The following is a 26,883-nucleotide window of genomic DNA, read 5'->3' as shown; positions in this document are numbered from 1 at the left end:
CACTCGCTTGGGTGTCCAATCACTGGGTGGTCGCCTTTTGATTCGGCTGGATTCGCTCTAGAATCAGCCCCGCAGTCAACGTGACTGCGCTCGTGAATCAGCAAGGAAGTCGATATGCAATTTGGAAAAGCTATGGCGTTTGCCCTGGCATTGAGTCTTGGTGGATGCGCAAGCTTCACCAAGGATGAAGTGGCGCGGGTGGATCTGCCCTCGATGGCCAGCTACGCGAACAAGCCCAACGTCTATGTGGATTTCGATTTCTATCAGGGCGACCCTGGCAATGCTCAGGCCAACGAGGTTCCGCAGGCACGGGAGATGCTCAAGCCCGACCTCAAGCGTGCATTCAATGAGTCCGGTCTGTTTGGTCGTGTCAGCTTTGACGAGTTTGAAAAGCAGCCAGGTGACTACAGTCTTCGATTGAAGGTGTACAACCACGCACCGGGCGGCGGGCAGATGGCGCTGGCGTTCATCAGTGGCCTGACCTTCACGATCATCCCGGCGCTGGCGACCGACCAATACACCATGAGTCTGGAAACCCTGGACGACCGTGGTCAGTCATTGGGCAAAACCAGTAACCACGATGCGGTGAATACCTGGATGGGCATCTGGTTCCTGCCGCTCGCGGGCAATACGCCCAAAGCGGCTGTCACCGATACCTTCAGTCGTCAGGTCAATGCGCTGCTGAAGAATTGGGTCGACAGCAACCGCCTGAAGTATTCCGCTGTCGATGCCCGCATTCCTCGCGGCTGACATCGAGCAGACAAGAGCCGCTATCGCGGCTCTTTCTTTTTGCTCACTTGAGTGCCTGAACGAACTGCGGGTCGCTGTATAGGCTCTTGAGCAACGCCTGCACCATCGGATTGTAATTGTTCGCCGCCGCAGGAATGGCGATCGGTCCGAAGAAGCTGCTGTCCCAATCACGCTGCACGTCTTTGGTGGTTTCATACAGCACCTGGTCACCCTTGCGCAGGGTGAAACGTGCAGCCAGTTCGCCGTGGCCAGTGATCACGCCGGTGTTGAGTTGGCTCTTGACCAGTTGGATCTGCAGCTGCCGTTCGGCGCTAGGGTCAAGCAAGCCGGCGTGACGGAGCTCATCGCTGATCGCGGCCTGAATGTGCAACGGCACACTGCCTTCGGGCGAGGAAATCGGATTCAGGCGAACCATCAGAGAACCCTGTCCAGAATCAGCATTCACCTGCGCATCGCGTACCGGTTGCAACGGCGCGTTTTGCTTGAGCTGCTGGACATTCTGAAAGTCGGGTTCGTAGCGGGTCATGGTCACACCGCAGCCTTGCAACAGCAATGCGCAGACGGGGAGGGCGAGGTAGAGCTTTTTCACTGCATATCCTTGCGTGAGAGGAGGGAAAGCGATTATCAATTGATCGCGTTGGGGCCATCAAGTGAGCATACCGGTGTAAACCAGGGCGTGGGGCGATCAGTCGAGCTACAGCACGACCCGGTAGTAGTCGTTCCGATCTTCATGGGTCTCTTCCAGCACCGTCCAGCGTACAACACTCGGTGTGTCGTTTAGCGCGGCTTCGCCCGCATCCACGTCAGCCAACAGCAGGCTGATGATCGTGCAGATCTGCTTGCGAACCTCTTCCGGCTTGTCTATTTGCGCAAGGCGCAAGCTGAAGGTCCAGTGGTCTGCTGCGCCGTTTTCCGCTTCCCACCGAAACAGGCGCGCGGTGCCGTCTCGCAGTTGGGTCATGGTGGAGGGAGACAACCCATACATTTTGAAGCCCATGTAGTCCTCAGACTTCACGTTGGTCGGTACACCCCACAGGTTAATGTGAAGCAGAGGCTCCGGGCTCAGGCCTCCCTCGACGTTATCGCAGAGAAAACTCATCTGGAACGCGAGGTGCGCGGTCGGCTCGTGTTTGCGGCTCGGCGTGAGCGGCAACGTCCAGGCGACATCGCTGTAAATCCAGCCACTGGCGTCGGTTCTGTAGCTGCTGCACCACTGGCCTGGTGTGTAGGTGGTGTCCAGCGGGCTTTGGCGGAACAAGTCGCTGACCTCTTGCTTGATTAGGTTCGCCAGTGCTTCGCATTCCCTGGCCACTTGGGACACGAAAGCGATGGAGGCGGTGATGGCTTGACCGGTTTCACTCATTGGCAATGCACTCTCAAGATTGGGGCGGCTGGGGGTGAGCGAAAAACACATGATCGGATACGTTGGGAAGCTGTGGCTTTGTCAGGTTTGTTCCGAAGCCATTGAAGGGCTTCACGGCCAGCAGCTCCAGGCACTCGCCGACTTGCTTGATCCAGCGTTGCAGTTCAAGTCCGCGACCCATGGGGATAGCGGCGACGGCCGTGAGGATGTCAAACCACGAGCGCATGATCAGCTTGCCTTCCCAGCAATCACGGTGATTCAGGGCATTGCTGGCTGCGCTGGTATCCAGGCCGATAAACAGATGAAGGGCATGTTGCCGCTGGTGCTCGTCGAGATATTTTTCCCATTGAATGTGTAACTGCTCGTCACCGCTCAAGGGCGCTCGCCATTTGAATTCCACCAGCAAAATCCGCGTTTGCGCGCCCCAGGTCAGTGTCACCAGAAGGTCTGGCTCGATGCGTCCGTTATGTGGCCAGAACTCCATTTCGGCATGGGTGGGTGCGCCGGTAGGGAAGGCATGCTCGGGATTGCGATGGCGCACCACCGCGCCCCAGAAAGTGGCGATCGCCGCCGGAGACAGAAAGGCCAGCGGGCCGATCAGCGTCGAGGTGATCTCATCTTCCTCGGCCACCCGTTGTTCGGTGGTTTCATCCCTATGGCCCAGATAGCGGCGATAGAGCCTGGATTTCTTGTGGCTGAATGCGTGCAGCATCAGGCGTCCTTTCTGCGATGGCCCAAGTCGGGGCATCCGCTGTATCGGCCGGATCCGAGCCGATTTGAATTTTACCGTCCACGAATCGCCTGTAGGAGCGAGAGCTCCTGTCCTCTGGAATCATTGGTGGCTGGGTTGCTGGCTCTCGCTGCGAAACCATTCCAGGAGGCTGCGGATCTCCGGCGTGTGCTCCTTGCCCGGTGCGCAGAGGAAGTGATACCCGGTGCCGCAGTCCGTTTCTTCGTCGACCAGTTTTTGCAGGACCCCGGTTTGCAGCTCGTCGGAGATGTGCGACGTGCGCGCCATGGCCACGCCCAGGCCGCGTATGGCGGCCAGCACGGCCATGCTGGAATGGGGGACGGTGAGCGCGCAGTCGAACGGCAACGAAGTGAGTTCGTTCTTCTCCAGCCAGTAATCCCACGACGGCGTGGAGACCATCTCGCCACTGAGCAGGCTGCGCCAGCGCAGGATGATCGGATACCTGAGCACGTCCGCCGCGCTGTCGGGCAACCCCAGGCGGGCGACCAGCGCAGGGCTGCACACCGGGAAAATCTTCTCCGGCAGGATGAACTCCGAGAAGAATCCCGGCCAGGCAGCGTGGTCTTCACCCAGGCGGATGGCGGCTTGCCCGCTGGGGTGGTCGAACCGGGAAAATTCGTGGGTGTTGAGCTGTATGCGAATGTCCGGATGGGCCGCATGAAAACCCGGCAGGCGCGGAATCAACCAGGTGTTGGCGAAGGAGTCATGCACGAACAGTTCGACCATCGACTGGCCCTGGGCATCGCGTTCGAAACGGCCGGCGAGGGCGTTGATGTCCTTGAGAAAACTGCGCACCGTGGGCAGCAGTTCGGCACCGGCCTTGGTCAGTGTCATCGCCCCGGCACTGCGATCGAAAAACTGCGCGCCCATGACTTCTTCCAGTTGCTTGATCTGATGGCTGATCGCACTTTGGGTGATGTGCAACTCCAGCGCCGCCTGGGAAAAATTCAGGTGCCGCGCACAGGCTTCGAAGCCGCGCAACGCGGTCATCGACGGGAATTTCCTAATGGCCATGGCCTGGCCTTGCAAACAATCTCATGGGGCATCAATTCCTTTCATTAACGGCAAGATGTTACATGCGGACACAATGTACCTTCACTCTTGCGCGACATGAACCCATGGCCTCCACCGTTCCTGCCTCCAGCGTTGCCGATACGCAACGTACCACCAAGAAAAACACCCTGGTCGCCGCCTGTACCGCCCATGCCGCTCACGATGGCCTGAGCGATCTGGTGTACGTGTTCCTTCCGGTCTGGCAGGACATGTTCGCCCTGAGCTATGTGTGGCTGAGTGTGCTCAGAAGCGCCTATGCCTTGACCCTCGCGACTTTGCAGATCCCGGCGACCACCTTGTCGGCGAAGATCCGCCCGGCGCACCTGCTGGTGATCTCCACGCTGGTGACCGCGCTCGGCTGGTTTCTCGCGGGGCTCGCCGGTAGTGCGGTGGCCCTGGGGGGCGCGCTTGTCATTGCCGGCATCGGCGCCAGCGTGCAACATCCCATCGCCTCGGCCATGGTCGCTCGCGCCTATGGCAGCGCCGCCAAAAGACCTCTTGGGCTGTACAATTTTGCCGGCGATATCGGCAAGTCGGTATTGCCGGCCTCGGCGGCTGCGCTGCTGACCTACGGCACGTACCACAGCGTGGTCATGGCTTACGCCGGTGTCGGCGTGTTGGCCGCGCTGCTGATCTGGACGCTGGTGAGGAATGTCGTGACGCCGCATCCGTCCAAAGTGGCCAAGGTCGCCAAGACGCCCGTGCAGGACAACGCGAAGACCAAGGCCTTTGGGCGCGGCTTCCCGGCCCTGTTGTCGACGGCGGTGCTGGACAGCGCGGTGCGCATGGGCTTTCTCACCTTCCTGCCCTTCATCATCAAGGCCCAGGGTGGCTCACTTGCCCAGACGGGGTTCGCCCTGACGCTGGTGTTCATCGGCGGGGCAGTCGGCAAGTTCTGTTGCGGCTGGTTCGCCGATGTACTGGGCAGCGCCAGAACTATTGTGCTCACCGAACTGCTGACGGCGGCATTGATCGCCGTGGTGCTGATGACGTCCCTGGACTGGGCCATGGTGGCCTTGCCGTTCCTCGGGGTCGTGCTCAACGGCACCTCGTCGGTGTTGTACGGCGCAGTCACCGATGTGGTGGACTCAGCCACCCTGGAGAAAAGCTACTCGGTGTTCTACACCGGCACCATCGGCGCCGGGGCCCTGGCGCCGGTTTTGTACGGGTTTGCGGGTGACCACCTGGGCGTGACGGCGGCGGTGTTGATCATCGCGGGAACGGCGGCGGTTTCGTTCTTGCCGGTGACGATCGTCAGCCTGCGGCACCCGCGTATTTTCGATCAGTAACGTTCATTTTTGGCTAAACCGCGCCGCATTCCCGCTGGCGCGAAATTCCTCGACGATGTAATCGACAAACACCCGCACCTTGGCCGGCAGCAGTTTGCGGCTGGTGTAGTAGATCGACAACGGCGCCGGTTCGGCGTACCACTCGGGCAGCACACGCACCAGCTCACCGCGCTCCAGAAACGGCAGGGCATGGGGCATCGGCAGCAAGGCGATGCCCATGCCGGTGGCCGCCGCGCGGGCGATGGCTTCAGGGTCGTCCAGTACCATCACCGGCCGTACGCCGGCCACCACTTGTTCACCGGCGGCGTTTTTCAAACTCCAGGGCAACAGGCGTCCGGTGCTCAGCGAGCGGCGCAGCAAGCCGCGATGGCGTGTCAGTTCCTGTGGATGCGTGGGCGTGGGATGGTCTTTCAGGTACGAAGGCGAGGCCGCCAACACGATGCGCAGGCGCGCCAATTCCCGAGCGATCAATGCATCGGTGAGCTCGATGCCGCCACCGATCGCCACATCAAAACCCTCGTTGATCAGGTCGACCTGTCGGTTATCGAAATGCAGGTCGGGCACCACGTCTGGATAACGGCGCACGAACTCGTTCATCAGCGGCACGAAGTATTCGCGGCCCACGGTGTAGGCCAGCGAGACCTTGAGCGTGCCCGCCGGCTTGCCCGCGCCTTGACGCAGGTCGGTGAGGGCGTCGCCGATCTCGCCCCAGGGCAGGCGTACCTGGCCATACAGGCGTTCACCTTCGGAGGTCAGTGCGAGGCTGCGGGTGCTGCGCTGGAACAGGCGCACGCCCAGCCGCGCTTCCAGTTGGCCCACGCTTTTGCTGACGGCGGCCGGGGTCAGCCCCATGCGCCGCGCGGCGGCCGAGAAGCTGCCTTCGTCGGCGGCGCAGATGAAGGCGTCGAGGTAACTGCTGAGTTCTGTGTTCATGCCCGCACTTTATACCGTTGGTTGAAACTGAACACGCATTTTTGCGACTACCGCGACCAGGTGCCGGCGACCATCATGTGTTCACACCAACCCACTCCCAGAAGGAAAACATCATGCACACTCCACTCAACGGTCAAGTCGCTTTCATCAACGGCGGTTCCCGCGGCATTGGCGCCGCCACCGCCCGCCGCCTGGCCCGTGAAGGTGCCACGGTCGCCATCGGTTACTTCGCCTCGGCCATCGCGGCTGAAGCACTGGTCGAGGAAATCACCGCCAATGGCGGCCACGCCATCGCCCTCAAGGCGGACGCAGCCGACCCGGTCAACCTCACCAACGCCATCGACAGCGTAGCCGAGCAGTTCGGTCGCCTGGACATTCTGGTCAACAGCGCCGGCGTGCTGATCACCGGCTCCGTGGAAGATTTCTCCCTGGAAGACTTCGACCGCACCCTGGCCGTCAACGTAAGGGCCGTGTTCGTCGCCTCCAAGGCAGCGGCCAAACACATGAAGGACGGCGGTCGTATCATCAACATCGGTAGCACCAACGGCCAACGCATGCCATTCGCCGGCGGCGCAACTTACGCCATGAGCAAATCGGCGCTGATCGGCCTGGTCAAGGGCATGGCACGGGACCTGGGACCGCGTGGCATCACGGTCAACAACGTCGCGCCCGGCCCGGTGGACACCGACATGAACCCGGAGAACGCAGAATTCGGCGCTTCCCTGCACGACCTCATGGCCATCCGTCGTCACGGCAAGGCGGATGAAATTGCGGCGATGGTGGCTTACCTGGCCGGTCCCGAAGCGTCGTACGTGACCGGTGGGGATCTGTTGATCGATGGTGGTTTTGCGGCTTGAAGCGAAGGGGGCCTCACCGATCCCCTGTAGGAGCGAGCTTGCTCGCGATGGTCGTCAACGATGACGCGGGAAACCTGATGCCCCGCGGCGCGCTTCAGTCCATCGCGAGCATGCTCGCTCCTACAGGGGTTGTGTGTGTCCGGTCTTTTAGTTGATGACGAAACCGGCACCCACCGGATCATCACGGTCGATCACCCAACGCGCTGTACCCAGGATGCTCGCCGTGCCTTTCACCGTTGGCCTTACGGCGCGGGTGCCGTTGAGGTCCACTTCACCCAGCAGGCACCCCTCGAACGTGCCACTGCCCAACAACCCTTCCGACAGGATCGGCTGGTTCAATCCCATTTTCCCGCGTGCCTCGAACATGGCCATCATTGCGCTGGTGCCCGTGCCGCCAGGGGAGCGGTCCAGCTGCCCGGCGCTGAACACGTGGACATTTTTGTAGAACGCGCCCTCGATGGTCGCTGGATGCCAGAAGGTGATGAAGTTGAGGTCATTGATGTGCGCCTCGGTCGGGTGCTGGATCTTCAACTGCTTGTTGATCTGGTCCCGAGCAATCAAACCCATACGCGACAGTTCGCTGCCGTTGTCCGGGCTGATACGCAGGTCGCTGCTGCTCAGGTCGACGATGCCAAAGTAGTTGCCGCCCCAGACCAGATCGGCCTTGAGGTCGCCGTAGCCAGGCAACTGGATCGGGATGTCCTGTGCAGCCACGTAGGCCGGTACGTTTTCAAAGCGGGTCCACAGCACCTTGTCGCCTTCGGACTTCACTTCGGCTACCACCAGGCCGGCGGTGGTTTCAAAGCGGATCTTGGTGAGGCCGTCCTTGCCGCGTGGCACCAGGCCCAAGGCGACCATGGCCATGCTCACGGCGATGGTGCCGTGGCCACACATGTGCGAGTAGACGCTGCCGTCCATGTAGATCAGGCCCGCGTCGTATTCGGGGCTGGACGGCGGGGTGAGGAACACGCCGAACATGTCCTTGTGCCCGCGCGGTTCCTGCATCAGGGCTTTACGCAGCCAGTCGTAGTTCTGCTCGAGAAAGGCCCGTTTGGCCAGGATGCTGGAGCCTGCCGGGTAAGGAATACCGCTGTGGACGATGCACAGGGGTTCGCCTTCGGTATGGGTGTAGATGACATCGAACGTATCTTGCATGCGCATGAGTGCACTCCTGGCTTTTCGGGACGTATGAGGGGTTGGGTCGTTTGGGGTGTTGCTTGAGTTATTTTCGTTCTGACAAAAGGTCGAGGCCGATGCACAGGTCCAGAATGATCACGGCCACCACCACGACCAGGATGGTCGCGCCTGACGCGGCGGCGATGGTCGGGTCGACGGTGTATTGCACGTAGTTGAAGAGCTTCACCGGGATGGTGTTCAGGTCCGGCGTGGTATTGAAGATCGACAGCTCCACGTTGATCCACGACGAGATGAACGCGAAGATCGACCCGGTCACCAGCCCCGGCCTGATCTGCGGCAGGGTCACCAGGAAAAACGTCGTCCAGGGTGATCCGCCCAGGTCGCTCGAAGCTTCTTCAAGGGCCCTTTGGTCTGGCGTCAGCATCGACAGCACCGAACGCAGAACGAAGGGTGAAATGATGATGGTGTGGCCGATCAGCAAGGCGAGGAAGCTGCGCGTCAGGCCCAGGTAACCGCCGAACTGCAACAGCGCCGCACCGAGCACGATGTGCGGAAACACCAGCGGAGAGGTGAGCGCTGCGAGGATCGTGGCCTTGCCGCGAAACTCATAGCGGGCCATGGCCAGCGCCGCTGGCACGCTGAGCAGCACCGACACGAAGGTCGCCGCCAGTGCCAGGATCGTACTGGTGGCGAAGGACGCCACGTAGCTGGGGTCGCTGAGCATCTTGCTGTACCAGTCCAGCGTCCAGCCCTGGGGTGGAAAGGCCAGGAACGAAGTGGCGGTGACCGAGACGCCGAGGATGACCACCAGCGGCAGCAGCATGTAGCCGAGCACGGACCAGGCTACCAGCCTGACCAGGATTTGCGTGATCATGAGTGGCTCCCCCGAATGCTGCCCACGCGTCCGGCGATCCCGACCATGACCAGAGTAAAGATCAGCAGCACCACGCTCAGCGCTCCGCCGTAGTTGAAATCGAACACCGAACTGTATTGCTGGAAAATCAGCATCGACAGCACCGAGATGCGCCCACCGGACAACAGCGCCGGGGTGACGTAGGCGCTTGCCGCCAGGGTGAAGACCATGATGGAACCGGAAATGATGCCGGGCATGGTCAGCGGCAACACCACATGGAAAAACGTCGCCCGGGGGCTGGCGCCAAGATCGTCAGACGCCTGTTCATAGGCAGGGTCCACCTGTGCCAACGCATTGCCGGCGGCCAGTACAATAAACGGCAGCAGGATGTAGACCATGCCGATCAGAATGCCCAGTTCCGTACCGAGGAAGCGTATCGGCGAGTCGATCAGGCCGACGTTCATCAGGCTCTCGTTCACCAGTCCCTTGCGCCCCAGCAGCACCATCCACCCGAACGAGCGCACGATGTTGCTGGTGAACATGGGCACCACCAGCAGGATCACACAGGCACGGCGCCAGGCCCGCCACTTCACGACGCGCACCAGGTACCAGGCCAGCGGGTAGCCGAGCAGCAGCGAGATCAGCGTGGTCAGCGCGGCGATGCGGAATGTCACCAGAATCACGTCCCAGTGGTACTGATCGCCCAGCACCTTGACGTAATGTGACAGGGTGAAGGTCTGGTCGGGGCTGTTGGTCAGGCTGGCAAAGATCACCACCGCAAACGGCGCCAGGAAGAATGCGGTGAAGAACGCCAGGGCGCCAAACAGCATCAACGACGGCGCGAGAGCTGTGCGTTTCATACCGCTTCCCCGATCAGGTGCAGGTGTGCCGGGTCGAAGCCCAGGCGCACCGCGCTGCCGGCCCGCAGGTCGGCACGTGGCAGGCCCATGGTGCGTGCCACCACCGGTTGGCCGTCGATCATCGAATGGACCATGGTGTGGCTGCCCACACTGATCACATCGGTCACTGTGCCGTGCATTTCACATTGGCCGGGGCTGGTCAGGCTCGACGCGTCCAGCACCTGCAAATGCTCGGGACGCAGTACTGCGGTGCCCCGGGGCAAAAGGTTTTTCGCCATGTACAGGAAGGGCGTATGCTCAACGGCCAGGCGGATTTCACCACTGTCACGGGCTTCGTAACCGATCAGGTTGGCCTCGCCGATGAAGTCGGCGACGAAACGTGAAGCCGGGGCGCTGTAGATTTCGCTACTGCTGCCCACCTGTTCGATGCGACCGGCGTTCATCACCACGATGCGGTCGGCGATGGTCATCGCTTCTTCCTGGTCGTGGGTGACAAAGATGAAAGCGATCCCCAGTTTGGCTTGCAGGTGCTTGAGTTCAAGCTGCATGCGCTTGCGCAGCTTCATGTCCAGTGCCGACAGGGGTTCATCGAGCAGCAACAGTTTCGGCTGGTTGACGATGGCGCGGGCCAGGGCCACACGCTGCTGTTGTCCACCGGACATGCCACGCGGGAAACGGTCTTCCAGCGCTTCCAGGCCGACCATCGCCAACGCTTGCCGTGCCTTGAGCTTTGCTTCGTTTCGCCCTATGCCCTGGCGACGGGGCCCGTAGGCGATGTTCTCAAGCACCGTCATGTGTGGAAACAGCGCATAGTTCTGGAACACCGTGTTCAGCGGTCGACGGTAAGGCGGCAGGCGACTGACATCCTGGCCGTCGATGGCGATCGTGCCTGAATCCGGTTGCATGAACCCGGCGATCGAACGCAGTAGCGTGGTCTTGCCACAGCCGCTGGGGCCGAGCAGGACGATGAATTCGCCTTGCTGGATGTCCAGCTGGATGTTGTCCAGCGCCTGGAAGGAACCGAAGTGCTTACAGACGCGGTCGATGCTCAACAATACTGACATTGCAGACCCCATCGGTTACTTGGCGGTGACCTTGCGGTTCCAGTCGTTGGTGACGCTGGCGCGTTCGGCGTTGATCTGGCTCCAGTCGAACAGGCGCAAATCGTTGATCGAACCGTTCACACCCCAGGGCAGCTTGCGCGCCACGTCTTGCGCCACTTCGACATCTTTCACCGCCGGGCCCAGGTACAGCTTGGCGGCCAGGCAGGAGGCCGCTTCTTTGGTCAGTGCGGTGTTGATGAACTGCTCGCCCGCCTTGCTGTTTTTCGCACCCTTGATCAGGTGCAGGCGCGCATCGGTGGCCCACACGCCTTCCTTGGGAATGGTGAATCCGATAGGGGCACCTTTGTCGATCAAGTCCCAGGCGCCAACGTTGAAGTGCGCACCGATGATTGCTTCGCCGCTCTGGAAGGCGTTGGTGGCGGCACCCGAGCTGTCAAAAAACAACGCGGTGTCCAGTGCGCCGAGCTTGGTGTAGACCTGCTCCAGATTGGTCCGGTCGATACCCCACACATCGGCCATGAAAAATACGAACGGCACGCCGGACGAATTGGCGGGCGAGGGCAGGGCAATGGCGCCGGCGTACTCCGGATTCCACAGGTCCTTCCAACTGGTGGGCGCTTGCTTGACGTCCTTGGTGTTGTAAGTGAGGCCCAGGGAGTAGTAGCCGCTGCTGACGGCGAAGGTGTGCCCGGCGTTGGTGTAAATCCCCTTGTCCTGGATGTTTTTCAGGTTGGGTATGGCGGCGGAGTCAAGGTCGGCAACCACGCCGGCGTCATAGGCCATTTCGCTGATGCCGCCGTCCATCCAGGCCACGTCGATGGTCGGACTGTTTTTCTGCTGCTGGAGCTTGGCCAGGGTGACGGTCGACGTCCCTACCTCAGAGGCCACTGCGATGCCCGTGGCCTTCGTGAAAGGTTCTGCAACACATTTGAGGAACGCGTCACCCCAGTTGCCGCCGTACAGCGCGACGGTGATTTTTTGCGGGTCGGCCAAGGCGGCCGGTGCGGCGATGCAGCCTGTAACCAATAGAGCGGCGCTGAATTTCTGACCTGTCTTCAGTTTCATCGTATGTCCCCTAGGGTTGTTGTTGGACTGTTCCCCTTGTCTGCATCTTGCTCGTATCACCGATTCGAGCGCTTGCACTGCGGGGTCTTAAAGTTGAATAGTTAGGTCATGCAAAAATTGACGCAGGTTAATCCCGACGACCAACCAACCGCTGCTTCCAATGGTGGTGTGGGCGCTCGTGCGCAGTTGTCCGTGGGTTTTGTTCTGCTGGATCAATTCACCCTGGCGGCGTTTTCCGGTTTTATCGATGTCTTGCGCCTGGCCGGCGACCTGGGCGGCGGCAGTCGGCAGATTCACACCATGTGGCAGGTGATGAGTGTCGACGGCTTGCCGCGAACTTCAAGCGCCGGCATCGCGTTGGAAGTGTCGGGTGGCCTCGCGCAGGATCCGCAAGCGTTCGACTACATTGCCATTTGCGGCGGCAACGACTACCTCAATACCCACATGCCAAGCCATCTGCGCGACTGGTTGCAGCGCGTGGCGAAAAGCAGGACGCGATTGCTGGGCATCTGCACCGGCACCTTCGCGCTGGCGCAGGCCGGCGTGGTGGGCAGTCGTTCGGTGTGTGTGCACTGGAACGTGCTGGATGCGTTTCGTACACGGTTTCCCAAGACCCCCGCAGCCGTCGATCACCTGTTCATCGACGAGGGCGACCTGATCACCTGCGCCGGCTCTACCGCCGCTATCGACTTGGCTTTGCACCTGGTGGCGCGCCATTGCGGGCGGGAGAAAGCCCAACAGGCCGTGCGGCACATGATGTTGCAGGGGATTCGCCAAGGGCGGCAGCCCCAGGCGCATTTTTACGCCAACCTCGAGGACATCAAGGATGAGCGCGTGCGCCAGGCCGCGCACTACATCGAGCAGCGCATGGACAGTCTGCCAGCGCTCGACGCCATCGCCCGATATGTCGGGCTGGGCCGGCGCCAGTTGACGCGTGCCTTCCAACAGTCGCTGGGACTGTCGCCCATGGAATTCCAGCGCTCCCTGCGCATTGAGTATGGCGCGTGGCTGCTGGTGAACAGCCAAAGCAGCATCACCCAGATCGCCATGGATTGTGGCTTCTCAGACGGCGCGCATTTTTCTCGCGAGTTTCGGGCGCGGTTCAACATGTGCCCGCGCCAGTATCAAAACGAGGCGCGGGCGTAAGAGCGTCACGAAGGCGCAGCCATTGCGTCAATCTTTCGCTTGGCCCTGTTTAACCATGGCGCGCCAGGTCTGCACACTGGGGCGCTCCTGCATCCTGGCATGCCACTGACGCAAGGCGACACAGTCATCCGGTACCGCCAGTTTGACCAGCGACGCGAAGATCATGCCTCCCAGCACCGCAATGTCGGCCATCGAAAACGTCTGTCCGGCGACAAAGGGCTGAACCTTCAGAAGACTGTCGAAGTAGCGCATGCCCCTGACTGCCTTTTCGCCCATCCTGATGCCCCACTCGACGTTCTGGTACAGCTCCACCTGTGGGCCGAGCCCAGGTGTGGCGTGGTGAAAATAGACACTCACCGCATCGAGAAACTCGATTTCTGCGCGTTTGGTCATCATGTGGATCAGCCCTTGCTCAAGCGCCGTTTCGCCCGTGAGTGTGGGGTTGCCGCTCAGCCGGTCCAGATACTGCGTGATGGCCGTGCATTCGGCGATGAGGGTTCCGTCTTCGAGCTCCAGCACAGGCAACGTGCCCGAGTAATTGATCGCCAGAAATTCGGGTTTCTTGTGCTCTCCCGTCCAGAGGTTGACCGACAAGAATTCAACGTTGGGCAGCAGGCCTTTTTCCGCCAGCGCGATGCGTACCCGCGCCGGGTAGGGGCCATCGAACCAATCATGAATTTTCATCGAAGGGAGGGAAGGGACGTGGCTGTGCAATTGTGAGTCAGTCATTCGAAGTTACCTGCCTGTCAGTTGGTAGGTAAAGACTGAGCCTGGATTTTCTGGTTGTCAAGCCCCTACCTTCCAGTTGGCAGGTAAACGCAATCAGGATAAAGTCGTGGCATGTCGATAGATCAACTATGCGTACGAGGGTTACCCACGTGAGTGAAAATGCGCGAGAGGCCATTCTGGCGGCGGCCAAATCGGCTGCGCAGTTGCACGGTTACAGCGGCATCAATTTCCGCAGTATCGGGGAGGAGGTGGGTATCCGCAATGCAAGCATCTACTACCACTTTCCGAGCAAGGCGGACCTGGGCGCTGAAGTGGCCCGGCGTTACTGGCAGGACACGCAGGCGGCCCTGGATGCCATTCGGGCGTCCAACAGTGACCCGGCTCGTTGCCTGCAATTGTATTCGTCGATTTTTCGCAAGTCCCTGGAGGACGGCAACCGGCTATGCCTGTCCAGTTTCATGGCGGCCGAATATGAAGATCTTCCGGATCAGGTTTCACGGGAGGTCAAGGCATTTGCAGACGTCAATGTCACGTGGCTTGCGCACGTTCTGGCCGACGCTGGCTGGGATAATGCGCAGGAAATCGAACATCGGGCCCGCGCCATCCACGCCGCCGTTGCGGGCGCGCAACTGATCGCGCGCACGCGCGGGGACATCCGGCATTTCGACGAGCTGGTAATGACTTATCAGCAGGCAGGCTTGATTTCGGTCCAGCGTACGAACACTTCGGCGGCTTGAGCCATCGGTCAGTGCCCCGGGAGCCGGGGCCTGGCCTGTTGCATCACTCGTCAATCGAGGGTGACGTTTTGAACGCTCCTGTCACGCCAGCGCTGCGGATTCGTTTTGCGGGTGTGAAACGGGGCGGATTTTGAACCAGATGGAGTACATCGCGGGCAGGAACACCAGCGTCATGATGGTGCCAACGAACGTGCCTCCGATCAGCGTGTACGCCAGCGTCCCCCAGAACACCGAGTGAGTCAGCGGGATGAACGCCAGGATGGCCGCCAGCGCGGTCAGCAACACTGGGCGCGCCCGCTGTACAGTGGCCTCGATCACTGCGTCGAAAGGATCTCGTCCTTCGCGTGTGTTCTGGTGGATTTGCCCGATCAAAATGAGCGTGTTGCGCATCAGAATCCCGGAAAGTGCAATCAGGCCGACCAAGGCGTTGATGCCAAAAGGTTGCTGGAAAAGGAGCAGTGTGGGCACCACGCCAATCAACCCAAGGGGTGCGGTGAGAAACACCATGATCATCGCCGAGATCGAGCGCACCTGCACGATGATGATCAGGAGCGTGAGGGCAATCATGATGGGCAGCAGCGGCAGTATCGCCTGTCCAGCCTTGCCCGATTCCTCGATGGCTCCCGACTGCTCGATCCGATAGCCCTCAGGCAGCTTGTCGATCACCGGCGCCAGTGCCTTGCTGATGACGCTCGAGACGTCCGGCGGCTGCAAGCCTTCGGCAATGTCGCCGCGTACGGTGATGGTCGGTGTGCGGTCACGGCGCCTGATGATCGGATCTTCCATGCGCACCTCGACTTCGCCGACCTGGGACAGCGCAATTCGCTGGCCGGCCGCACCCACCAGCGTCAGGCCTTCGATTTTTGCAGGGTCGAGCCTGATATCACCCTTGGCGCGTCCCACCACCTGGACCGAACGAATGTCCTCCCGGACGGCCGTAATGGGCACACCCGTCAGCAGGAACTGCAACTGCTGCGCAACAGCGCTGGAGGTCAGTCCCAGCGCCTGCAACCGGTCCTGGTCCAGATTGAAATGCAGCGTTGGCACGAGCGGCCCCCAGTCAGTGTTGACGGTTCGCATCATCGGGCTCGCCAGCATCACGGCCTGTACCTGGCTGGCGATTTCGCGCAACGTCGACGGGTCGGGCCCCATGACCCGGTAAGCGACAGGAAACGGCGAGTAGGGTCCGAAAACCAGCTGCGTGACCCGGATACGCGCTTGCGGGGCCAGCCCCTGTGCAACGGCTTGGCGAAGACGGAACTTGAGGGCTTCGCGTGCCTCCTGACTGTCAGTCAATACCACGATCTTTGCAAACGACGCGTCCGGCAACTCGGGGGCCATCGCCAGGTAGAAGCGCGGCGCGCCTTGCCCCACATAAGCCGTGACGATTTTTGCGTCATCCTGCTTCTGTAACCAGGCCTCTACAGTCGCCGTGGTCGCACTGGTTTGTTCAATGGAAGTGCCATAGGGCATTTGTATTTCGATCAGCACTTCGGGGCGATCCGAGGTGGGAAAGAACTGTTTCTTGACCAGGCCCATCCCCACGATTGCCACGATAAAGGTCGTGATGACCGTGCCGGCCACCCACCACTTGCGGGCGATGACGCGTGTCAGAATCCTGCGAAAACGATTGTAGTTCGGGGTGTCGTAGATCGCCGCGTGGCCGCCTTCGACCGCCTTGATATCAGGCAGCATTTTCACGCCCAGGTAGGGGGTGAAAACGACCGCCACTACCCAGGAAGCAATCAGGGCAATGCCAACGATCCAGAACATGTTGCTGGTGTATTCGCCTGCCGTCGACTGGGCGAAACCGTTGGGCAGAAAGCCGATTGCCGTCACCAGTGTGCCGCTGAGCATCGGTGCGGCCGTATGGCTCCAGGCATACGCGGATGCCTTGATGCGGTCGTAGCCTTCCTCCATCTTCACCACCATCATTTCGATGGCGATGATGGCGTCATCCACCAGCAGTCCAAGCGCAAGAATCAGCGATCCCAGGGTGATCCGGTCGAAGTTTTTCCCGGTGGCCGCCATCACCGTGAACACCACGGCCAGCGTCAGTGGCACCGCTGCGGCTACCACGATACCGACGTGCCAGCCCATGCTGAGGAAGCACACGAGCATCACGACCAGCAGGGCGACAAAGAACTTGATCATGAATTCGTCGACGGCCGAGCTGATGTTCGCTGACTGATCACTGACTTTTGTCAGCGTCATGCCCAGCGGCATTGCGGCATTGATTTTGTCCGTTTCAAGGTCCAGGGCCTTGCCCAGGTCAAGGCCGTTCCAGCCCTCGCGCATCACCAATCCCAGTAACAGGGCTTCCTCACCGTTGTTGCGCACCAGGAAGGTGGCCGGGTCTTCATACCCGCGCTCGACCGTTGCAATGTCCGAAAGCTTCAATGTACGACCCTTGACCACAATGGCGGTGTCTCGGATCTTTTGCAGTTTATCCAGGGCGCCATCCAGACGAAGCACAACCTGTGGCCCGCTGGTTTCAATCGAGCCGGCGGGAGTGAGCGCGTTCTGATTGTTCAGCGCGGCAAAAATGTCCTGAGGCGCAACGCCCAACGTGGCCAATCGGTCATGTGAAAAGGAGACGAAAATGCGCTCGGCTTGCTCGCCAATGATGTTCACCTTCTTCACGCCGGGCACATGAAGCAGGCGCTGGCGCAGCGATTCTGCATCCCGCACCAGCAGCCGCTGCGGTTCACCCTTGGCCTTCAAGGCAAACAGGGCAAATGTCACGTCGGAAAACTCGTCGTTGACCATGGGCCCGATCACGCCGGCAGGGAGTTTGATGGCTTCGTCGTCGAGTTTTTTACGCGCCTGGTAGAACTCCTCCTGCACCTGTGAAGGCGGTGTGCGATCGAGTAGCGTCACCATGGTGAAGGCAAGTCCCGGACGGGTGTAGGTTTCCGTGCGGTCGTACCATTTGAGTTCCTGAAGGCGTTTTTCCAATGGCTCGGCAACCTGATCCTGCATCTCTTGTGCCGTAGCGCCGGGCCACGCAGTGATGACAGTCAGTTGCTTGACTGTGAACGGTGGATCTTCGGCGCGGCCCAGTTTGAAGAAGGACAGGGTGCCTGCCACGGCGATCAACAGGATCAGGAACACTGTGATCGAACGCTCGCGAACGGCGATCGCCGATAAATTGAAGCGGCCCTGACTCATGGGCGACCCCCGGCGACAGGGATGTCACCTTCGTCAGCCAATCTCACTTCTTCACCTTCGCGCAGCAGATGCGCCCCTGATGCGACAACCTGCTCACCTGCCTGGATTGCGCCCGTCACCCTCGCGATGTCGTCGCTCAGGCCCACCACCCGCACGGGACGCCAGCTCACTTTCGCCGGTTGCCCGGCGATGACCCACAGGCCACTCCCATTGCCAGGATCAAAAATCGCAGCGATGGGCACTTGCTTGAGTTGTTTATCCGGTGCGCCCTGGGCGATCCGCACGGTGACGGTCGAGCCGAGTGGCGAGTTGGCCAGCGCGCCGTCGAGCACATAACGCGCCTCGAATGTGCGTGTGGCCGGGTCGGAGGCGTCTGACAGCAACCTCAGTGTTGCCGGAACGCTGCCTGTGGTATTGCCGTACAACGATGCTTGTGCGATGGACCCGGCAGCAGGGCGCAGCGTTTCGGGCAGGTACACGATGGCCTCGCGCTGTCCGGCCCGGGCGAGGCGTACCACGGGCTGTCCCGCAGGAACGACTTGACCGGGTTCGGCCAGCGTTTCCACCACCACGGCATCGGAGTCTGCCTGCAACACCGCATAGCCAGAGGCGTTGCGGGCCACGTCAGCTTGCGCCTCGGCAGCGCTGAGCTGTGCCTTTGCAGTATCAGCGGCGGCCTTGATCTGGTCGTAGGTCGAAGCCGAAACAGCACCCGCGGAAACCAGCTCGCGGTATCGAGCCTCGTCATCCGCCGTCTGTTTGGCTCGGGCGCGGGCGGCCGTCACCGATTCCTGCTGTGCTCGCGCCTGCAACCCCAGGTCTATGGGGTCGAGGCGCATGAGCGCTTGACCTCGCTTGACCGTCTGTCCTGTGTCGACCAGCCGTTCGAGCACCTTCCCCGATACCCGAAAGCCCAGGTCCGCCTGAACGCGCGCCGCGACGACTCCGGTAAACGAGCGAGAGACCTCGCCGGCGTCCTGAACCGCAAAGGAGCGCACCAGGGGGGCATGCGTGCGCGGGTCGTCAGGGGGAGAGGCGTCACCGCAGGCCGTCAGGACCAAGGGCAACAAACAGGCAGCAAAGGGGGCGGGTCGAAGCCGGCGCATAGGTATGCATACTCAATCGATAGGAAACATACCTTATCTTCAGTTAAGTGACCAAAACAGTCAATCGTCACTTATTCGGATTTCTTCCTCCTCTGGGATGTGTTGGGTATCGACTTTCAACCTATATATAATGAATTTAATGGGTGTCGGCGTGGATTGACAGTTGGTGACCATAACGTAATATGGTCACAAATTCTCATTTCACAAGGTGTCTTGATGCCCCCCTTTCGCGCCGTAGCCCTTTTATTGAGTGTCCACCTGATGGCAGGCTGCGCGGTCGGTCCGGACTATCAGCGTCCGCACGCAGTTTTTCCACAGCGCTACATGGATCAGTCTGCTGTCGAGCAGAGGGGCGCCGCCATGCCTGCCAGTTTCGTGACCTGGTGGGAAGGTTTCGGTGATCCGGTATTGACCGACTTCGTTTCCAGGGCGCTGGAGCAGAACCTTGATCTCGCGCAGGCGTCGGCACGCATCACGCAGGCGCGGGCGGGACTGGGGGCGGCGAATGCAGCCCTGGTGCCCTCGGCGAACATCAGTGGACAGGCTGCGCGCTCCTACCAATCGGTCGAAACTCCGCTCGGCCAGGTGTTGAACTCGACACCTGGGTATGATCGCTATGGGACTTCCTACGAAGTTGATCTGGGCGCGAGCTGGGAGGTTGATGTCTTTGGCGGGCTGCGACGCGCACGCGAAGCCGCGTTCGCTGAGTATCAGGCCTCCGAGGCGGATGGAGTCGCCACTCGGCTCGCCATTGCCGCGCAGACTGCAGACGCGTACATCACGATCCGCGGCTTGCAGGCGCGTCTGGACATTGCCAATCGACAAGTGGAAACCCAGCAGGGGCTGCTGGAAAAAGTCCGCTTGCTCAACGCCAAGGGTCTTGCTGCCGATTATCAGGTTCAGCAGACCGAGGGGGCATTGGCGCAAGTTCAAGCGAGCGTGCCGGTCTTGCAGGTGGGCCTTGACGCTGCGATGAATGCGCTGGACGTGTTACTCGCCACACCGCCTGGCGCCCATCGCGAGCAACTGGCGAAGGCGCAGAGTATTCCCGTTGCGCCGCAAATAACGCAGACGGGGTCTCCGGCGGATCTGCTGCGCCGCCGGCCGGATCTGATCGTTGCCGAGCGGCGACTGGCGGCCTCCAACGCCCGTATCGGGGCGGCGATGGCTGAGTATTACCCCAAATTTTCCCTCGACGCATTGCTCGGCAGCGCCACGGCGGTCTCCGGTGGCAACCTTTTCACTGGCGGTGCCAGTCAGTCGGCGGGCGTGCTTGGGTTGCGCTGGAGACTCTTCGACTTTGGCCGGATCAACGCTCAGATCGATCTGGCCAAAGGGCAGGAAGCCCAGGCGCTGGCCGTCTATCGCCAGTCAGTCTTACGGGCCACCGAAGATGTCGAAAACGCGTTCTCGTCTCTGGTGAATCGAGACATTCAGGCCAGCACGCTGGCGAAGGGCGAGACATCGTTGACACAGGCTCGCCAATCGACGTTCGTTGCCTACCAGAAGGGCACGGCGAGCCTGATAGACGTCCTGCACGCCGATGAAACCCTGCTGCAGACCGCCGACGCCCGGGCACAGGCGCGAACGGAAGCGGCGAGGGCGGCAGTGGCAGCGTTCAGGGCGCTGGGCGGTGGGTGGCAGCCGACTCAGCCGCAAGGCGTCGCGACAGCAGCGCGATAATCGAAGCCCGGAACGGTCGCGAGCGTTCGCCGTTCAGGGCATGAGGCTGCGCAGGATGAGGTTGCAGGTGAGTGACCGCGCGTCCTCGATAAAGTCGAGGTTGTATTGCAGCAGGAGAGGATTGACGAAAGGCCGCAGAGTCAGGTGGATCGCTTCTACCGTTTCGTCCAGAGGCGTCTTGCGTTCAAACTCACCTGCCTCTCGCCCGTCACGCACGATCTGCAGAATGAACTGCTTGATCTGTGCTTCATAAACCAGCGAACTCGGCCAGCGCTCCGAAGCGGAAAACGCGGCGATGTCGTAGAGCTTGCGGTCATTGAAGAACAGGTCCACAGCCGTCGCGATCACCGTTTTGACCAAGCGTCGAAACCGCTCCGTTGCGCTGAGAGTTTCCCCGTTGATGGACAGCTCTACGGCGGCGACGATCTGCGTCAAACAATGTGTGCAGATGGCCTCGCCGATCGCCTGCTTGGAATCGAAAAATTTGTAGATATAGGCTTTCGAGAATCCAATGGCCTTGGCCAGGTCCGAGACCGTGGTTTTAGCGTAACCGTACTGACTGAAGTGCTCATTGGCCGCCGCGACAATCTGGTTGCGAATGTCATGATCGGCGGGGCCGCGGGCGGTGGACGATACTATCGATGGCTGATTCATCCACGCAGCTTACCCACCCGCCAGCAGGCTGACAACTTGCGAACGACAAGCTGAGCGGTCCCATTTACAGCGGTGAGTCAGCGGCGCCGCGCTCATTCAGCTCATCTCGCTGGCTCGGGGCCTGGCTCGATGTTCGTAACCGCTACCTGCGCCCTCGAAGCTGCTGGGCCAATGTCAGAGGGCTTGTGTCCGGTTCCACCCGTTAACCTCAAACTCATCCTTCAACGCTCCGAGCCTCTGCGCCGCAGCCTCCGAAAATGGCCTCACCCTGCGCGTCCCGAGATCCACATGCAGCGCCGTCTGCAGCATGCTCGCGCTCAGGTAATTGAGCTCATGATGGTAAAGGTCCACCTGGGTCACCAGGCGTTTGTCGTCAAAACGCACCGGAGTCAGTTCGACCCGCAACGGGTCGCCGGCGCGGACTTCCTTGATGTACTTGACGTTGGCTTCCACGGTGAACAATCCGCAGTTGTGTTCCCGTGTGTAACCTTCGCCCAGGCCAAAGCGGTCGAGGATGCGGTGGCCCAGGTCATCGAGCAACTGCACGTAATACGCCATGTTCATGTGGCCGTAGAGGTCTATCCACTGGTCTTGGACGACGGACAGTTCATGGGGTTTTGTTTTTGACGGTGGCATGTTCAACGTGGGGTCTCCATTGATTGCAACATGAGCTTCAATGCGGTGCCATATCGCCGGGCGAGCGCTCTACTGGTGCGTTTTTGTCGCCTTTTTCCAGCTCCCCCGGAAAGACCGAGTGTAGCCAGTTGCGCAATCGGACGATGGCCGGATCGTTCCATTTTCGGGTCGGCGCAATGAAGTAATAGCCGCCCAGACGGATCGTCATGGGCAGCACTTCCACCAGCTCGCCAGCGGCGATTTTTTCGTCCGCCAGCAGCTCGCTGACCAGGGCGATGCCCTGGCCCATGCAGGCGGCTTCGAGGGTCAAGTGTCCATGCCACAAGCGCGGGCCGCGAAGCCTGGGTAGATTGGTGACACCGGCGATGCTCAGCCATTGTGACCAGCGCTGGGTATTGCGTTCGTGAATCAAGGGCAGGCCCAGTATGTCCTCGGCACACAGCACCTCGGGGTAACGATTGCAGAAGGCCGGACTGGCCACCGCGCGGATCAGCGGACGGGCGAACAGTTCGGCGCACAGCTCATCGCCCAGGTTCAGTTCTTCCAGGTAGACGATCTCGGCATCAGCTTCGTTGCGGTTGAAGTCGGGCCGCGTGCTGGTGGGCTCCAGCGTCAGCTCGCGGCCGTTCAGCGCCTCTTCCAGTTCGCCGAGCCGCCCCAGCAGGCGCCGTGACGCCAGCCCTGCCATGCAGCAGACGTGCAGGGCGTCTTCGCCCTGGCGCAGGTCGCTGCTGGCGTCGGCAATGATGTCCAGCGCCCGGCGCAGTTGCGCGGCATAGCGCTGGCCTTCGCGCGTCATCTCCAGCCCGCGTCCGGATTTCCTCACCAATTTGGTGCCCACGGCACTCTCCAGGTTCTGGATGTGGCGGGAGATCACCGTGTGCGACACCGCCAGTTCCTCGGCGCATTGACGCACACTGCCCCAGCGGCTGAATCCTTCGAAAGCACGCACGGCGAGCAAGGGGGGAAGGCGGCGATTCATGGTTGTTTCCTGGGTACTCGGACCCTTTGGCTACAGCAAGGCTCATGCCAGCTATCGGTGCGTTTAATGCACCAATAGCGCCTGTTCTAACTGCTTGTTGGAGGGCGTTCGGATAATGGAACTTGATGCCACGGTTCTCGAACTCAGGAGCACAGGTTGAACATTTCAGGACGCGCCGCCATCGTCGGCGCCTATGAATCACCGCGAAGAGACGCCCAGGGCGTGCATCCGTTTGCCATCCAGGTGGAGTGCATTCACGCCGCGCTGACCCAGGCCGGGTTGGCCCTCAATGACGTTGATGGCCTGTGTGTCGCGTCTGGCGACTGGGCTGAAGGTGGTGGCGTCAACAGCGTGACCGAGATGGCCGAATATCTGGGCATCGAACCGCGCTGGTTCGACAGCACCGATGTCGGCGGTTGTTCGTATCTGGTTCATGCCGCCCATGCGGCCACTGCAATCGCGGCAGGACTGGTGGATGTGGTAGTGATCAGTTACGCGGCGTCGCCGCGTTGGTGGCCGTTGAACACGCCATCCTTCGATCCCTTCGTGCTGCCCGCCGGGCCCGGACAATTCGAGCTGCCGTTTGCGCCGACGCTGATTTCCACCTACGCCATGTTTGCCCAGCGCCACATGCACCTGTATGGCACTACCCCGGAACAATTGGCCGAGGTGGCCGTGACCTTCCGCCAGCACGCGGCCGGCAACCCGGATGCCTTTCTTGGTCGCAAGCCGATCACCGTCGACGACGTTTTGAGTTCCTCGATGATCGCATCGCCCCTGCATCGCCTGGACTGCTGCGTGGTCACTGACGGCGGTGGTGCCATTGTCATGACAAGCCGCGAGCGGGCACAGGATTGCCGGCAGAAACCGGTGTACCTCGGCGGCTTCGGCATGGCCACCCAGCGCACGCAAATCAGCCAGATGCCCCGTGACCTGATCACGCCAGCGGCGCGCACCGGGCCTCGGGCTTTCGAGATGGCGGGGCTGACGCATGCGGACGTGGACGTCGCGCAACTGTACGACGCCTTTACCATCACGCCGATGCTGGCGCTGGAAGACCTGGGCTTTTGCCCGCGTGGCGAGAGTGGTCGATTTGTCGCCGATGGCCACCTGAAAATCGGCGGGTCCTTGCCGTGCAATACCGATGGCGGCGGGCTGGCGTCGAATCACCCCGGCAAGCGTGGGCTGCTCGCCCTGATCGAAGGGGTTCGCCAATTGCGCAACGAAGGCCCGGGCGTGCAAGTCGAGGACGCCGAGGTTGCACTTGTACATGGCCTGGGCGGCACGTTCTGCGCTGCCGCCACCCTGATACTGACCGTTTGAGGATCTGCGCATGGCCACTTTCAGCCCCGTGACTCGCGACAACCTGTCTGCCACCTGGTGGGAGGCCAACCAGGAACAACGCCTGCTGATCCAGCGCAACCCGGTGTCCGGCGCCTGGCAGTGGTACCCCAGGGCTCATTGCGTCGACGACCTGGGCGTTGTGCCCGACTGGGTGCAGGTGTCCGGGCGCGGCACGGTCTTCACCTTTACGGTGATTCATCGCGGTCACACGCGCCTGGATGCCCCTTACGTCTGCGCCGTTATCGAGCTCGAAGAGGGGCCGCTGATGTTGTCGCAACTGCGCGATGTTGCCCTCGAGGACATTTCGATCGGCATGCCGGTGAGGGTTGCGTTCACCGCCCTGGATTCTTCCACCTCATTGCCTGTGTTCCAGGCCCGGAGTCACTCATGAGTTCAACGCTGTATTTCGAGGACCTGGCAGCAGACCAGAGCGTCACGTCGTCGCGCATCACACTGACGGAAACCCACATCGTCCTGTTCGCCGGGCTGACCGGGGATTTCAACCCGCTGCACATGGATGAACAGACCGCGCAGCAGAATATGTATGGCCGGCGCATCGCCCACGGCATGCTGGCTCACTCGATGAGCACCGGCCTGCGCTCGAGCATTGATGACTGGGCGATCCTGGCTTTCATGGAGACCCGCCGCCGTTTCGCGGGCCCGGTCTTCGCAGGGGACACGCTGCACTACGTGGCCCTGGTGCAGGAGCTGCGCCGCAGCCAGTCCAATCCGTCCCGGGGCATTGCCAGGGTTTCGATGCGCCTGCTCAACCAGAACGAAGAGCTGGTACAGGAAGGCGAAGATGTGTTCGCCGTGGCATGCCGGGGAGGGCAGCCGTCATGACCGGGCGTTTGCAGGGCCATGTAGCGCTGGTCACGGGCGGTGCCGGCGGCATCGGCTCCGCCATATGCCAGCGCTTGGCCGATGAAGGCGCCAGGGTCGTGATTGCCGATCTGGGGCCGGGTGCGCAAACGCTGGCCAATGCCTTGGTTGCGCAAGGGCGCCAGGCCTGCGCCGTCACCCTCGACGTATCGAGTCGTGCCAGTTGGCAGGCCGCCGTGGCGGAGCTTCCGGAAGCCTTCGAAGCGCTGGACATTGTGGTTAATGTGGCCGGGATCGTTCGCGATCGTTCGCTAGTCAAGATGAGTGACGAAGAGTGGCAGTCGGTAATCGACGTCAACCTGCGCGGCTCGTGGCTGGGTTGCCAGTTTGGTTTGGCGGCCATGATGGGGAGAGGATGGGGGCGGATTATCAATATCGCTTCCACGGCCATTTTCGGTACGTTCGGGCAAGCGAACTATTCGAGTGCCAAGGCCGGTGTAGTGGGATTGACCCATACCGTGGCGCTGGAGGCGGCGCGTCATGGTGTACTGGTCAACGCGATTGCGCCGGGTATTGTTGAAACACCGATTCTGGCCAGTGTGCCGGAGGACATAAGAGAGAAATGGATTTCCAGAATGCCCTTGGGACGACCGGCACAACCTTCGGAAATTGCTGCAGTCGTGGCTTTCCTGGCGTCCAACGATGCCAGTTACATGACCGGGCAAGTGCTGATCGTCGATGGCGGCGCGACCACGGGCGACTACTGATCCTGCCGATTCCAGATAACCAAAAAATATCGCAGTCACTGAACGCGAAGGAGTCTCGAGATGGTCGAATTTACACGGCGCAAATTTTTGCAGGCCAGCGGTATCGCCGGCGCGGGCTTGATGGCGGGAGGATTGATCCGGCCTTCATTTGCCGCTGACGAATCGCTGTACGAAGCCGCCCGCAAGGAGGGCGCGCTCAACCTGTATTGGGGCTCATACGAGCAGAAGACCATCGAAGCCATTCGCGACGCCTTCATCAAGCGGTATCCGGGCATCAAGGTCAACTTGCTGCGCCAGGCCTCGCAGACCGTCTACACGCGCTTGCGCCTTGAGCTGCAGAACAATGCTCCCAACTGCGACTCGCTGGGCAGCACCAACATTCTGCATTACCTGGAATTGAAGAAAATCGGCGCGCTGTTGCCCTACAAGCCGGCCGGCACCGAGTTCTTGCCAAGCGAATTCCAGGGCCTGGACAAGGACGAAATGTATCAGGTCGGCGCCATCAGCCTGACCTGCCTCAACTACCAGTCGGACAAGGTCAGTTCGGCCCCGGCCACCTGGGAGGCGGCACTCGACAGCCAGTGGGCCAACAAGCTGACCGTGGGCAGCCCGGCGTTTTCCGGTGACGTGGCCTCCTGGCTCGTCGCCATGCGCAAGAAGTACGGCGACCACTACCTCAAGGAACTGAGCAAGCTCAACCCGAAGGTCGGCCAGTCAAACGTCGATACCGTCACTGACATTCTCTCCGGCGAGCGTCTGGTCGGTCTGGGCGCACCGTTCAGTTTCTCGCTGACGCAAAGGGCGGCGGGCAACCCTATCAATGTGCAGCCACCGACCGACGGGAGCATCCTCAACTTGGGGCTCAACGCCATTCCGCTCAAGGCACCCCATCCGAATGCGGCCAAGCTGTTCTCCGATTTCCTTTACGACCTGGAAGTCTCGCAGATCCTGGCCGCCAACTTCTGGCCGACCCTGCGCACCGATGTGCCCTGGGCTGAGGGTCGCAGCCTGGATCAGATCAAGTGGTACCGCAACCCACCGCAGGACCTGGCGGCGGAAGTGGCCGAGGGGATCGCCAAATGGAAAGAAATCATGGGTTGAACCCTTGCAGGCTTCGGCCTGCAGAGTGAC

Annotated in this window: 27 protein-coding genes; 11 read left to right on the top strand and 16 right to left on the bottom strand. The window is 61.1% G+C overall.

Annotation, left to right across the window (positions count from 1 at the left end; all coding sequences use genetic code 11):
- The first annotated feature begins 114 nt into the window (after positions 1-114).
- On the top strand, positions 115-750 hold the full coding sequence (locus AB4N33_RS09695; RefSeq protein WP_476457137.1) for a hypothetical protein: 636 nt from the start codon (positions 115-117) through the stop codon (positions 748-750).
- A gap of 43 nt (positions 751-793) precedes the next feature.
- On the opposite strand, the gene AB4N33_RS09690 is transcribed toward AB4N33_RS09695, so the two are convergent.
- The 4 genes from AB4N33_RS09690 to AB4N33_RS09675 all read right to left on the bottom strand — a co-directional run bounded on the left by AB4N33_RS09690 (position 794) and on the right by AB4N33_RS09675 (position 3,878).
- Positions 794-1,339 carry a hypothetical protein gene (locus AB4N33_RS09690; RefSeq protein ID WP_476457136.1) on the bottom strand — a complete coding sequence of 182 codons (546 nt, stop codon included), beginning with the start codon at positions 1,337-1,339 and terminating at the stop codon, positions 794-796.
- Positions 1,340-1,444: 105 nt separating this feature from the next.
- Complete coding sequence (locus AB4N33_RS09685) at positions 1,445-2,113, bottom strand: hypothetical protein (protein WP_476457135.1); 669 nt, start codon at positions 2,111-2,113, stop codon at positions 1,445-1,447.
- A 13-nt stretch (positions 2,114-2,126) separates the two neighbouring features.
- Positions 2,127-2,825, bottom strand: coding sequence for a hypothetical protein (locus AB4N33_RS09680; protein WP_476457134.1), 699 nt, complete (start codon positions 2,823-2,825; stop codon positions 2,127-2,129).
- A 120-nt stretch (positions 2,826-2,945) separates the two neighbouring features.
- On the bottom strand, positions 2,946-3,878 hold the full coding sequence (locus tag AB4N33_RS09675) for a LysR substrate-binding domain-containing protein (protein WP_476457133.1): 933 nt from the start codon (positions 3,876-3,878) through the stop codon (positions 2,946-2,948).
- A 104-nt stretch (positions 3,879-3,982) separates the two neighbouring features.
- Between AB4N33_RS09675 and AB4N33_RS09670 the strand changes: the two genes are divergently transcribed.
- A complete protein-coding gene (locus tag AB4N33_RS09670) occupies positions 3,983-5,206 on the top strand; it encodes an MFS transporter (protein ID WP_476457132.1) in 1,224 nt (407 codons plus the stop codon).
- 3 nt (positions 5,207-5,209) lie between these two features.
- Here the strand turns inward: AB4N33_RS09670 and AB4N33_RS09665 are convergent, their stop codons facing one another.
- Positions 5,210-6,139: a LysR family transcriptional regulator gene (locus AB4N33_RS09665; protein WP_476457131.1), complete on the bottom strand. Its 930-nt coding sequence runs from the start codon at positions 6,137-6,139 to the stop codon at positions 5,210-5,212.
- Between the two features lie 113 nt (positions 6,140-6,252).
- Here AB4N33_RS09665 and AB4N33_RS09660 point away from each other — a divergent pair, with 113 nt between their 5' ends.
- Positions 6,253-6,996, top strand: coding sequence for an SDR family oxidoreductase (locus tag AB4N33_RS09660; protein ID WP_476457130.1), 744 nt, complete (start codon positions 6,253-6,255; stop codon positions 6,994-6,996).
- Between the two features lie 147 nt (positions 6,997-7,143).
- On the opposite strand, the gene AB4N33_RS09655 is transcribed toward AB4N33_RS09660, so the two are convergent.
- From AB4N33_RS09655 to AB4N33_RS09635, 5 genes are all read right to left on the bottom strand, one after another.
- Positions 7,144-8,157, bottom strand: a complete 1,014-nt coding sequence (locus tag AB4N33_RS09655; protein ID WP_476457129.1) for a proline racemase family protein — start codon at positions 8,155-8,157, stop codon at positions 7,144-7,146.
- A gap of 61 nt (positions 8,158-8,218) precedes the next feature.
- Complete coding sequence (locus tag AB4N33_RS09650) at positions 8,219-9,007, bottom strand: ABC transporter permease (RefSeq protein ID WP_476457128.1); 789 nt, start codon at positions 9,005-9,007, stop codon at positions 8,219-8,221.
- A complete protein-coding gene (locus tag AB4N33_RS09645) occupies positions 9,004-9,846 on the bottom strand; it encodes an ABC transporter permease (protein ID WP_476457127.1) in 843 nt (280 codons plus the stop codon). Before AB4N33_RS09645 ends, AB4N33_RS09650 begins: the two co-directional genes overlap by 4 nt.
- Complete coding sequence (locus AB4N33_RS09640) at positions 9,843-10,910, bottom strand: ABC transporter ATP-binding protein (protein ID WP_476457126.1); 1,068 nt, start codon at positions 10,908-10,910, stop codon at positions 9,843-9,845. Before AB4N33_RS09640 ends, AB4N33_RS09645 begins: the two co-directional genes overlap by 4 nt.
- Positions 10,911-10,925: 15 nt before the next feature.
- Positions 10,926-11,975 (bottom strand): ABC transporter substrate-binding protein, encoded by a 1,050-nt coding sequence (locus tag AB4N33_RS09635; protein WP_476457125.1) that lies wholly within the window; start codon positions 11,973-11,975, stop codon positions 10,926-10,928.
- Between the two features lie 108 nt (positions 11,976-12,083).
- Here AB4N33_RS09635 and AB4N33_RS09630 point away from each other — a divergent pair, with 108 nt between their 5' ends.
- On the top strand, positions 12,084-13,121 hold the full coding sequence (locus tag AB4N33_RS09630) for a GlxA family transcriptional regulator (protein WP_460142020.1): 1,038 nt from the start codon (positions 12,084-12,086) through the stop codon (positions 13,119-13,121).
- Between the two features lie 27 nt (positions 13,122-13,148).
- On the opposite strand, the gene AB4N33_RS09625 is transcribed toward AB4N33_RS09630, so the two are convergent.
- Positions 13,149-13,805, bottom strand: a complete 657-nt coding sequence (locus AB4N33_RS09625; RefSeq protein ID WP_476458803.1) for a glutathione S-transferase — start codon at positions 13,803-13,805, stop codon at positions 13,149-13,151.
- 194 nt (positions 13,806-13,999) lie between these two features.
- Between AB4N33_RS09625 and AB4N33_RS09620 the strand changes: the two genes are divergently transcribed.
- Entirely contained in the window at positions 14,000-14,587 is a 588-nt protein-coding gene (locus tag AB4N33_RS09620) for a TetR/AcrR family transcriptional regulator (RefSeq protein ID WP_460142019.1), read from the top strand.
- A gap of 81 nt (positions 14,588-14,668) precedes the next feature.
- Here the strand turns inward: AB4N33_RS09620 and AB4N33_RS09615 are convergent, their stop codons facing one another.
- Together AB4N33_RS09615 and AB4N33_RS09610 are read right to left on the bottom strand one after the other, a co-directional pair.
- The gene (locus tag AB4N33_RS09615; RefSeq protein WP_476457124.1) at positions 14,669-17,758 is read right to left on the bottom strand and encodes an efflux RND transporter permease subunit; all 3,090 of its coding nucleotides are present in this window, start codon (positions 17,756-17,758) and stop codon (positions 14,669-14,671) included.
- Complete coding sequence (locus tag AB4N33_RS09610; protein WP_476457123.1) at positions 17,755-18,864, bottom strand: efflux RND transporter periplasmic adaptor subunit; 1,110 nt, start codon at positions 18,862-18,864, stop codon at positions 17,755-17,757. The genes AB4N33_RS09615 and AB4N33_RS09610 overlap by 4 nt, the downstream gene beginning before the upstream one ends.
- A 216-nt stretch (positions 18,865-19,080) precedes the next feature.
- Between AB4N33_RS09610 and AB4N33_RS09605 the strand changes: the two genes are divergently transcribed.
- Entirely contained in the window at positions 19,081-20,547 is a 1,467-nt protein-coding gene (locus AB4N33_RS09605; protein ID WP_476457122.1) for an efflux transporter outer membrane subunit, read from the top strand.
- A gap of 33 nt (positions 20,548-20,580) precedes the next feature.
- Here the strand turns inward: AB4N33_RS09605 and AB4N33_RS09600 are convergent, their stop codons facing one another.
- The 3 genes from AB4N33_RS09600 to AB4N33_RS09590 form a co-directional block, all read right to left on the bottom strand.
- Positions 20,581-21,201, bottom strand: coding sequence for a TetR/AcrR family transcriptional regulator (locus AB4N33_RS09600; protein ID WP_476457121.1), 621 nt, complete (start codon positions 21,199-21,201; stop codon positions 20,581-20,583).
- A gap of 174 nt (positions 21,202-21,375) precedes the next feature.
- On the bottom strand, positions 21,376-21,837 hold the full coding sequence (locus AB4N33_RS09595) for an acyl-CoA thioesterase (RefSeq protein ID WP_476457120.1): 462 nt from the start codon (positions 21,835-21,837) through the stop codon (positions 21,376-21,378).
- Between the two features lie 37 nt (positions 21,838-21,874).
- On the bottom strand, positions 21,875-22,819 hold the full coding sequence (locus tag AB4N33_RS09590) for a LysR substrate-binding domain-containing protein (protein WP_476457119.1): 945 nt from the start codon (positions 22,817-22,819) through the stop codon (positions 21,875-21,877).
- Between the two features lie 156 nt (positions 22,820-22,975).
- Between AB4N33_RS09590 and AB4N33_RS09585 the strand changes: the two genes are divergently transcribed.
- From AB4N33_RS09585 to AB4N33_RS09565, 5 genes are read left to right on the top strand one after another with little or no spacing between them, the layout of a single operon-like run.
- Positions 22,976-24,142, top strand: a complete 1,167-nt coding sequence (locus AB4N33_RS09585) for an acetyl-CoA acetyltransferase (protein ID WP_460142014.1) — start codon at positions 22,976-22,978, stop codon at positions 24,140-24,142.
- A gap of 10 nt (positions 24,143-24,152) precedes the next feature.
- The gene (locus tag AB4N33_RS09580) at positions 24,153-24,554 is read left to right on the top strand and encodes a Zn-ribbon domain-containing OB-fold protein (protein ID WP_460126010.1); all 402 of its coding nucleotides are present in this window, start codon (positions 24,153-24,155) and stop codon (positions 24,552-24,554) included.
- Positions 24,551-25,006 carry a MaoC family dehydratase gene (locus tag AB4N33_RS09575; protein WP_476457118.1) on the top strand — a complete coding sequence of 152 codons (456 nt, stop codon included), beginning with the start codon at positions 24,551-24,553 and terminating at the stop codon, positions 25,004-25,006. Before AB4N33_RS09580 ends, AB4N33_RS09575 begins: the two co-directional genes overlap by 4 nt.
- Positions 25,003-25,752: an SDR family oxidoreductase gene (locus AB4N33_RS09570; protein ID WP_476457117.1), complete on the top strand. Its 750-nt coding sequence runs from the start codon at positions 25,003-25,005 to the stop codon at positions 25,750-25,752. Before AB4N33_RS09575 ends, AB4N33_RS09570 begins: the two co-directional genes overlap by 4 nt.
- 60 nt (positions 25,753-25,812) lie before the next feature.
- Positions 25,813-26,853 (top strand): ABC transporter substrate-binding protein, encoded by a 1,041-nt coding sequence (locus AB4N33_RS09565; protein WP_476457116.1) that lies wholly within the window; start codon positions 25,813-25,815, stop codon positions 26,851-26,853.
- Positions 26,854-26,883 lie beyond the last annotated feature (30 nt).

The organism is Pseudomonas sp. S1_E05 (assembly GCF_056337105.1).
Note: the sequence above shows the minus strand (reverse complement) of the source record. Positions and strands in the feature narration are given on the sequence as shown.

Bases quoted from the DNA above. Each gene is read 5' to 3' on its own strand.
- AB4N33_RS09630 (WP_460142020.1), top strand. From the start codon at position 12,084: ATGCAAAAATTGACGCAGGTTAATCCCGACGACCAACCAACCGCTGCT.
- AB4N33_RS09580 (WP_460126010.1), top strand. From the start codon at position 24,153: ATGGCCACTTTCAGCCCCGTGACTCGCGACAACCTGTCTGCCACCTGG.
- AB4N33_RS09680 (WP_476457134.1), bottom strand. From the start codon at position 2,825: ATGCTGCACGCATTCAGCCACAAGAAATCCAGGCTCTATCGCCGCTAT.
- AB4N33_RS09645 (WP_476457127.1), bottom strand. From the start codon at position 9,846: ATGAAACGCACAGCTCTCGCGCCGTCGTTGATGCTGTTTGGCGCCCTG.
- AB4N33_RS09610 (WP_476457123.1), bottom strand. From the start codon at position 18,864: ATGCGCCGGCTTCGACCCGCCCCCTTTGCTGCCTGTTTGTTGCCCTTG.
- AB4N33_RS09655 (WP_476457129.1), bottom strand. From the start codon at position 8,157: ATGCGCATGCAAGATACGTTCGATGTCATCTACACCCATACCGAAGGC.
- AB4N33_RS09615 (WP_476457124.1), bottom strand. From the start codon at position 17,758: ATGAGTCAGGGCCGCTTCAATTTATCGGCGATCGCCGTTCGCGAGCGT.
- AB4N33_RS09600 (WP_476457121.1), bottom strand. From the start codon at position 21,201: ATGAATCAGCCATCGATAGTATCGTCCACCGCCCGCGGCCCCGCCGAT.
- AB4N33_RS09665 (WP_476457131.1), bottom strand. From the start codon at position 6,139: ATGAACACAGAACTCAGCAGTTACCTCGACGCCTTCATCTGCGCCGCC.
- AB4N33_RS09650 (WP_476457128.1), bottom strand. From the start codon at position 9,007: ATGATCACGCAAATCCTGGTCAGGCTGGTAGCCTGGTCCGTGCTCGGC.
- AB4N33_RS09685 (WP_476457135.1), bottom strand. From the start codon at position 2,113: ATGAGTGAAACCGGTCAAGCCATCACCGCCTCCATCGCTTTCGTGTCC.
- AB4N33_RS09695 (WP_476457137.1), top strand. From the start codon at position 115: ATGCAATTTGGAAAAGCTATGGCGTTTGCCCTGGCATTGAGTCTTGGT.
- AB4N33_RS09635 (WP_476457125.1), bottom strand. From the start codon at position 11,975: ATGAAACTGAAGACAGGTCAGAAATTCAGCGCCGCTCTATTGGTTACA.
- AB4N33_RS09625 (WP_476458803.1), bottom strand. From the start codon at position 13,805: ATGAAAATTCATGATTGGTTCGATGGCCCCTACCCGGCGCGGGTACGC.
- AB4N33_RS09575 (WP_476457118.1), top strand. From the start codon at position 24,551: ATGAGTTCAACGCTGTATTTCGAGGACCTGGCAGCAGACCAGAGCGTC.
- AB4N33_RS09675 (WP_476457133.1), bottom strand. From the start codon at position 3,878: ATGGCCATTAGGAAATTCCCGTCGATGACCGCGTTGCGCGGCTTCGAA.
- AB4N33_RS09590 (WP_476457119.1), bottom strand. From the start codon at position 22,819: ATGAATCGCCGCCTTCCCCCCTTGCTCGCCGTGCGTGCTTTCGAAGGA.
- AB4N33_RS09605 (WP_476457122.1), top strand. From the start codon at position 19,081: ATGCCCCCCTTTCGCGCCGTAGCCCTTTTATTGAGTGTCCACCTGATG.
- AB4N33_RS09565 (WP_476457116.1), top strand. From the start codon at position 25,813: ATGGTCGAATTTACACGGCGCAAATTTTTGCAGGCCAGCGGTATCGCC.
- AB4N33_RS09660 (WP_476457130.1), top strand. From the start codon at position 6,253: ATGCACACTCCACTCAACGGTCAAGTCGCTTTCATCAACGGCGGTTCC.
- AB4N33_RS09670 (WP_476457132.1), top strand. From the start codon at position 3,983: ATGGCCTCCACCGTTCCTGCCTCCAGCGTTGCCGATACGCAACGTACC.
- AB4N33_RS09595 (WP_476457120.1), bottom strand. From the start codon at position 21,837: ATGCCACCGTCAAAAACAAAACCCCATGAACTGTCCGTCGTCCAAGAC.
- AB4N33_RS09570 (WP_476457117.1), top strand. From the start codon at position 25,003: ATGACCGGGCGTTTGCAGGGCCATGTAGCGCTGGTCACGGGCGGTGCC.
- AB4N33_RS09640 (WP_476457126.1), bottom strand. From the start codon at position 10,910: ATGTCAGTATTGTTGAGCATCGACCGCGTCTGTAAGCACTTCGGTTCC.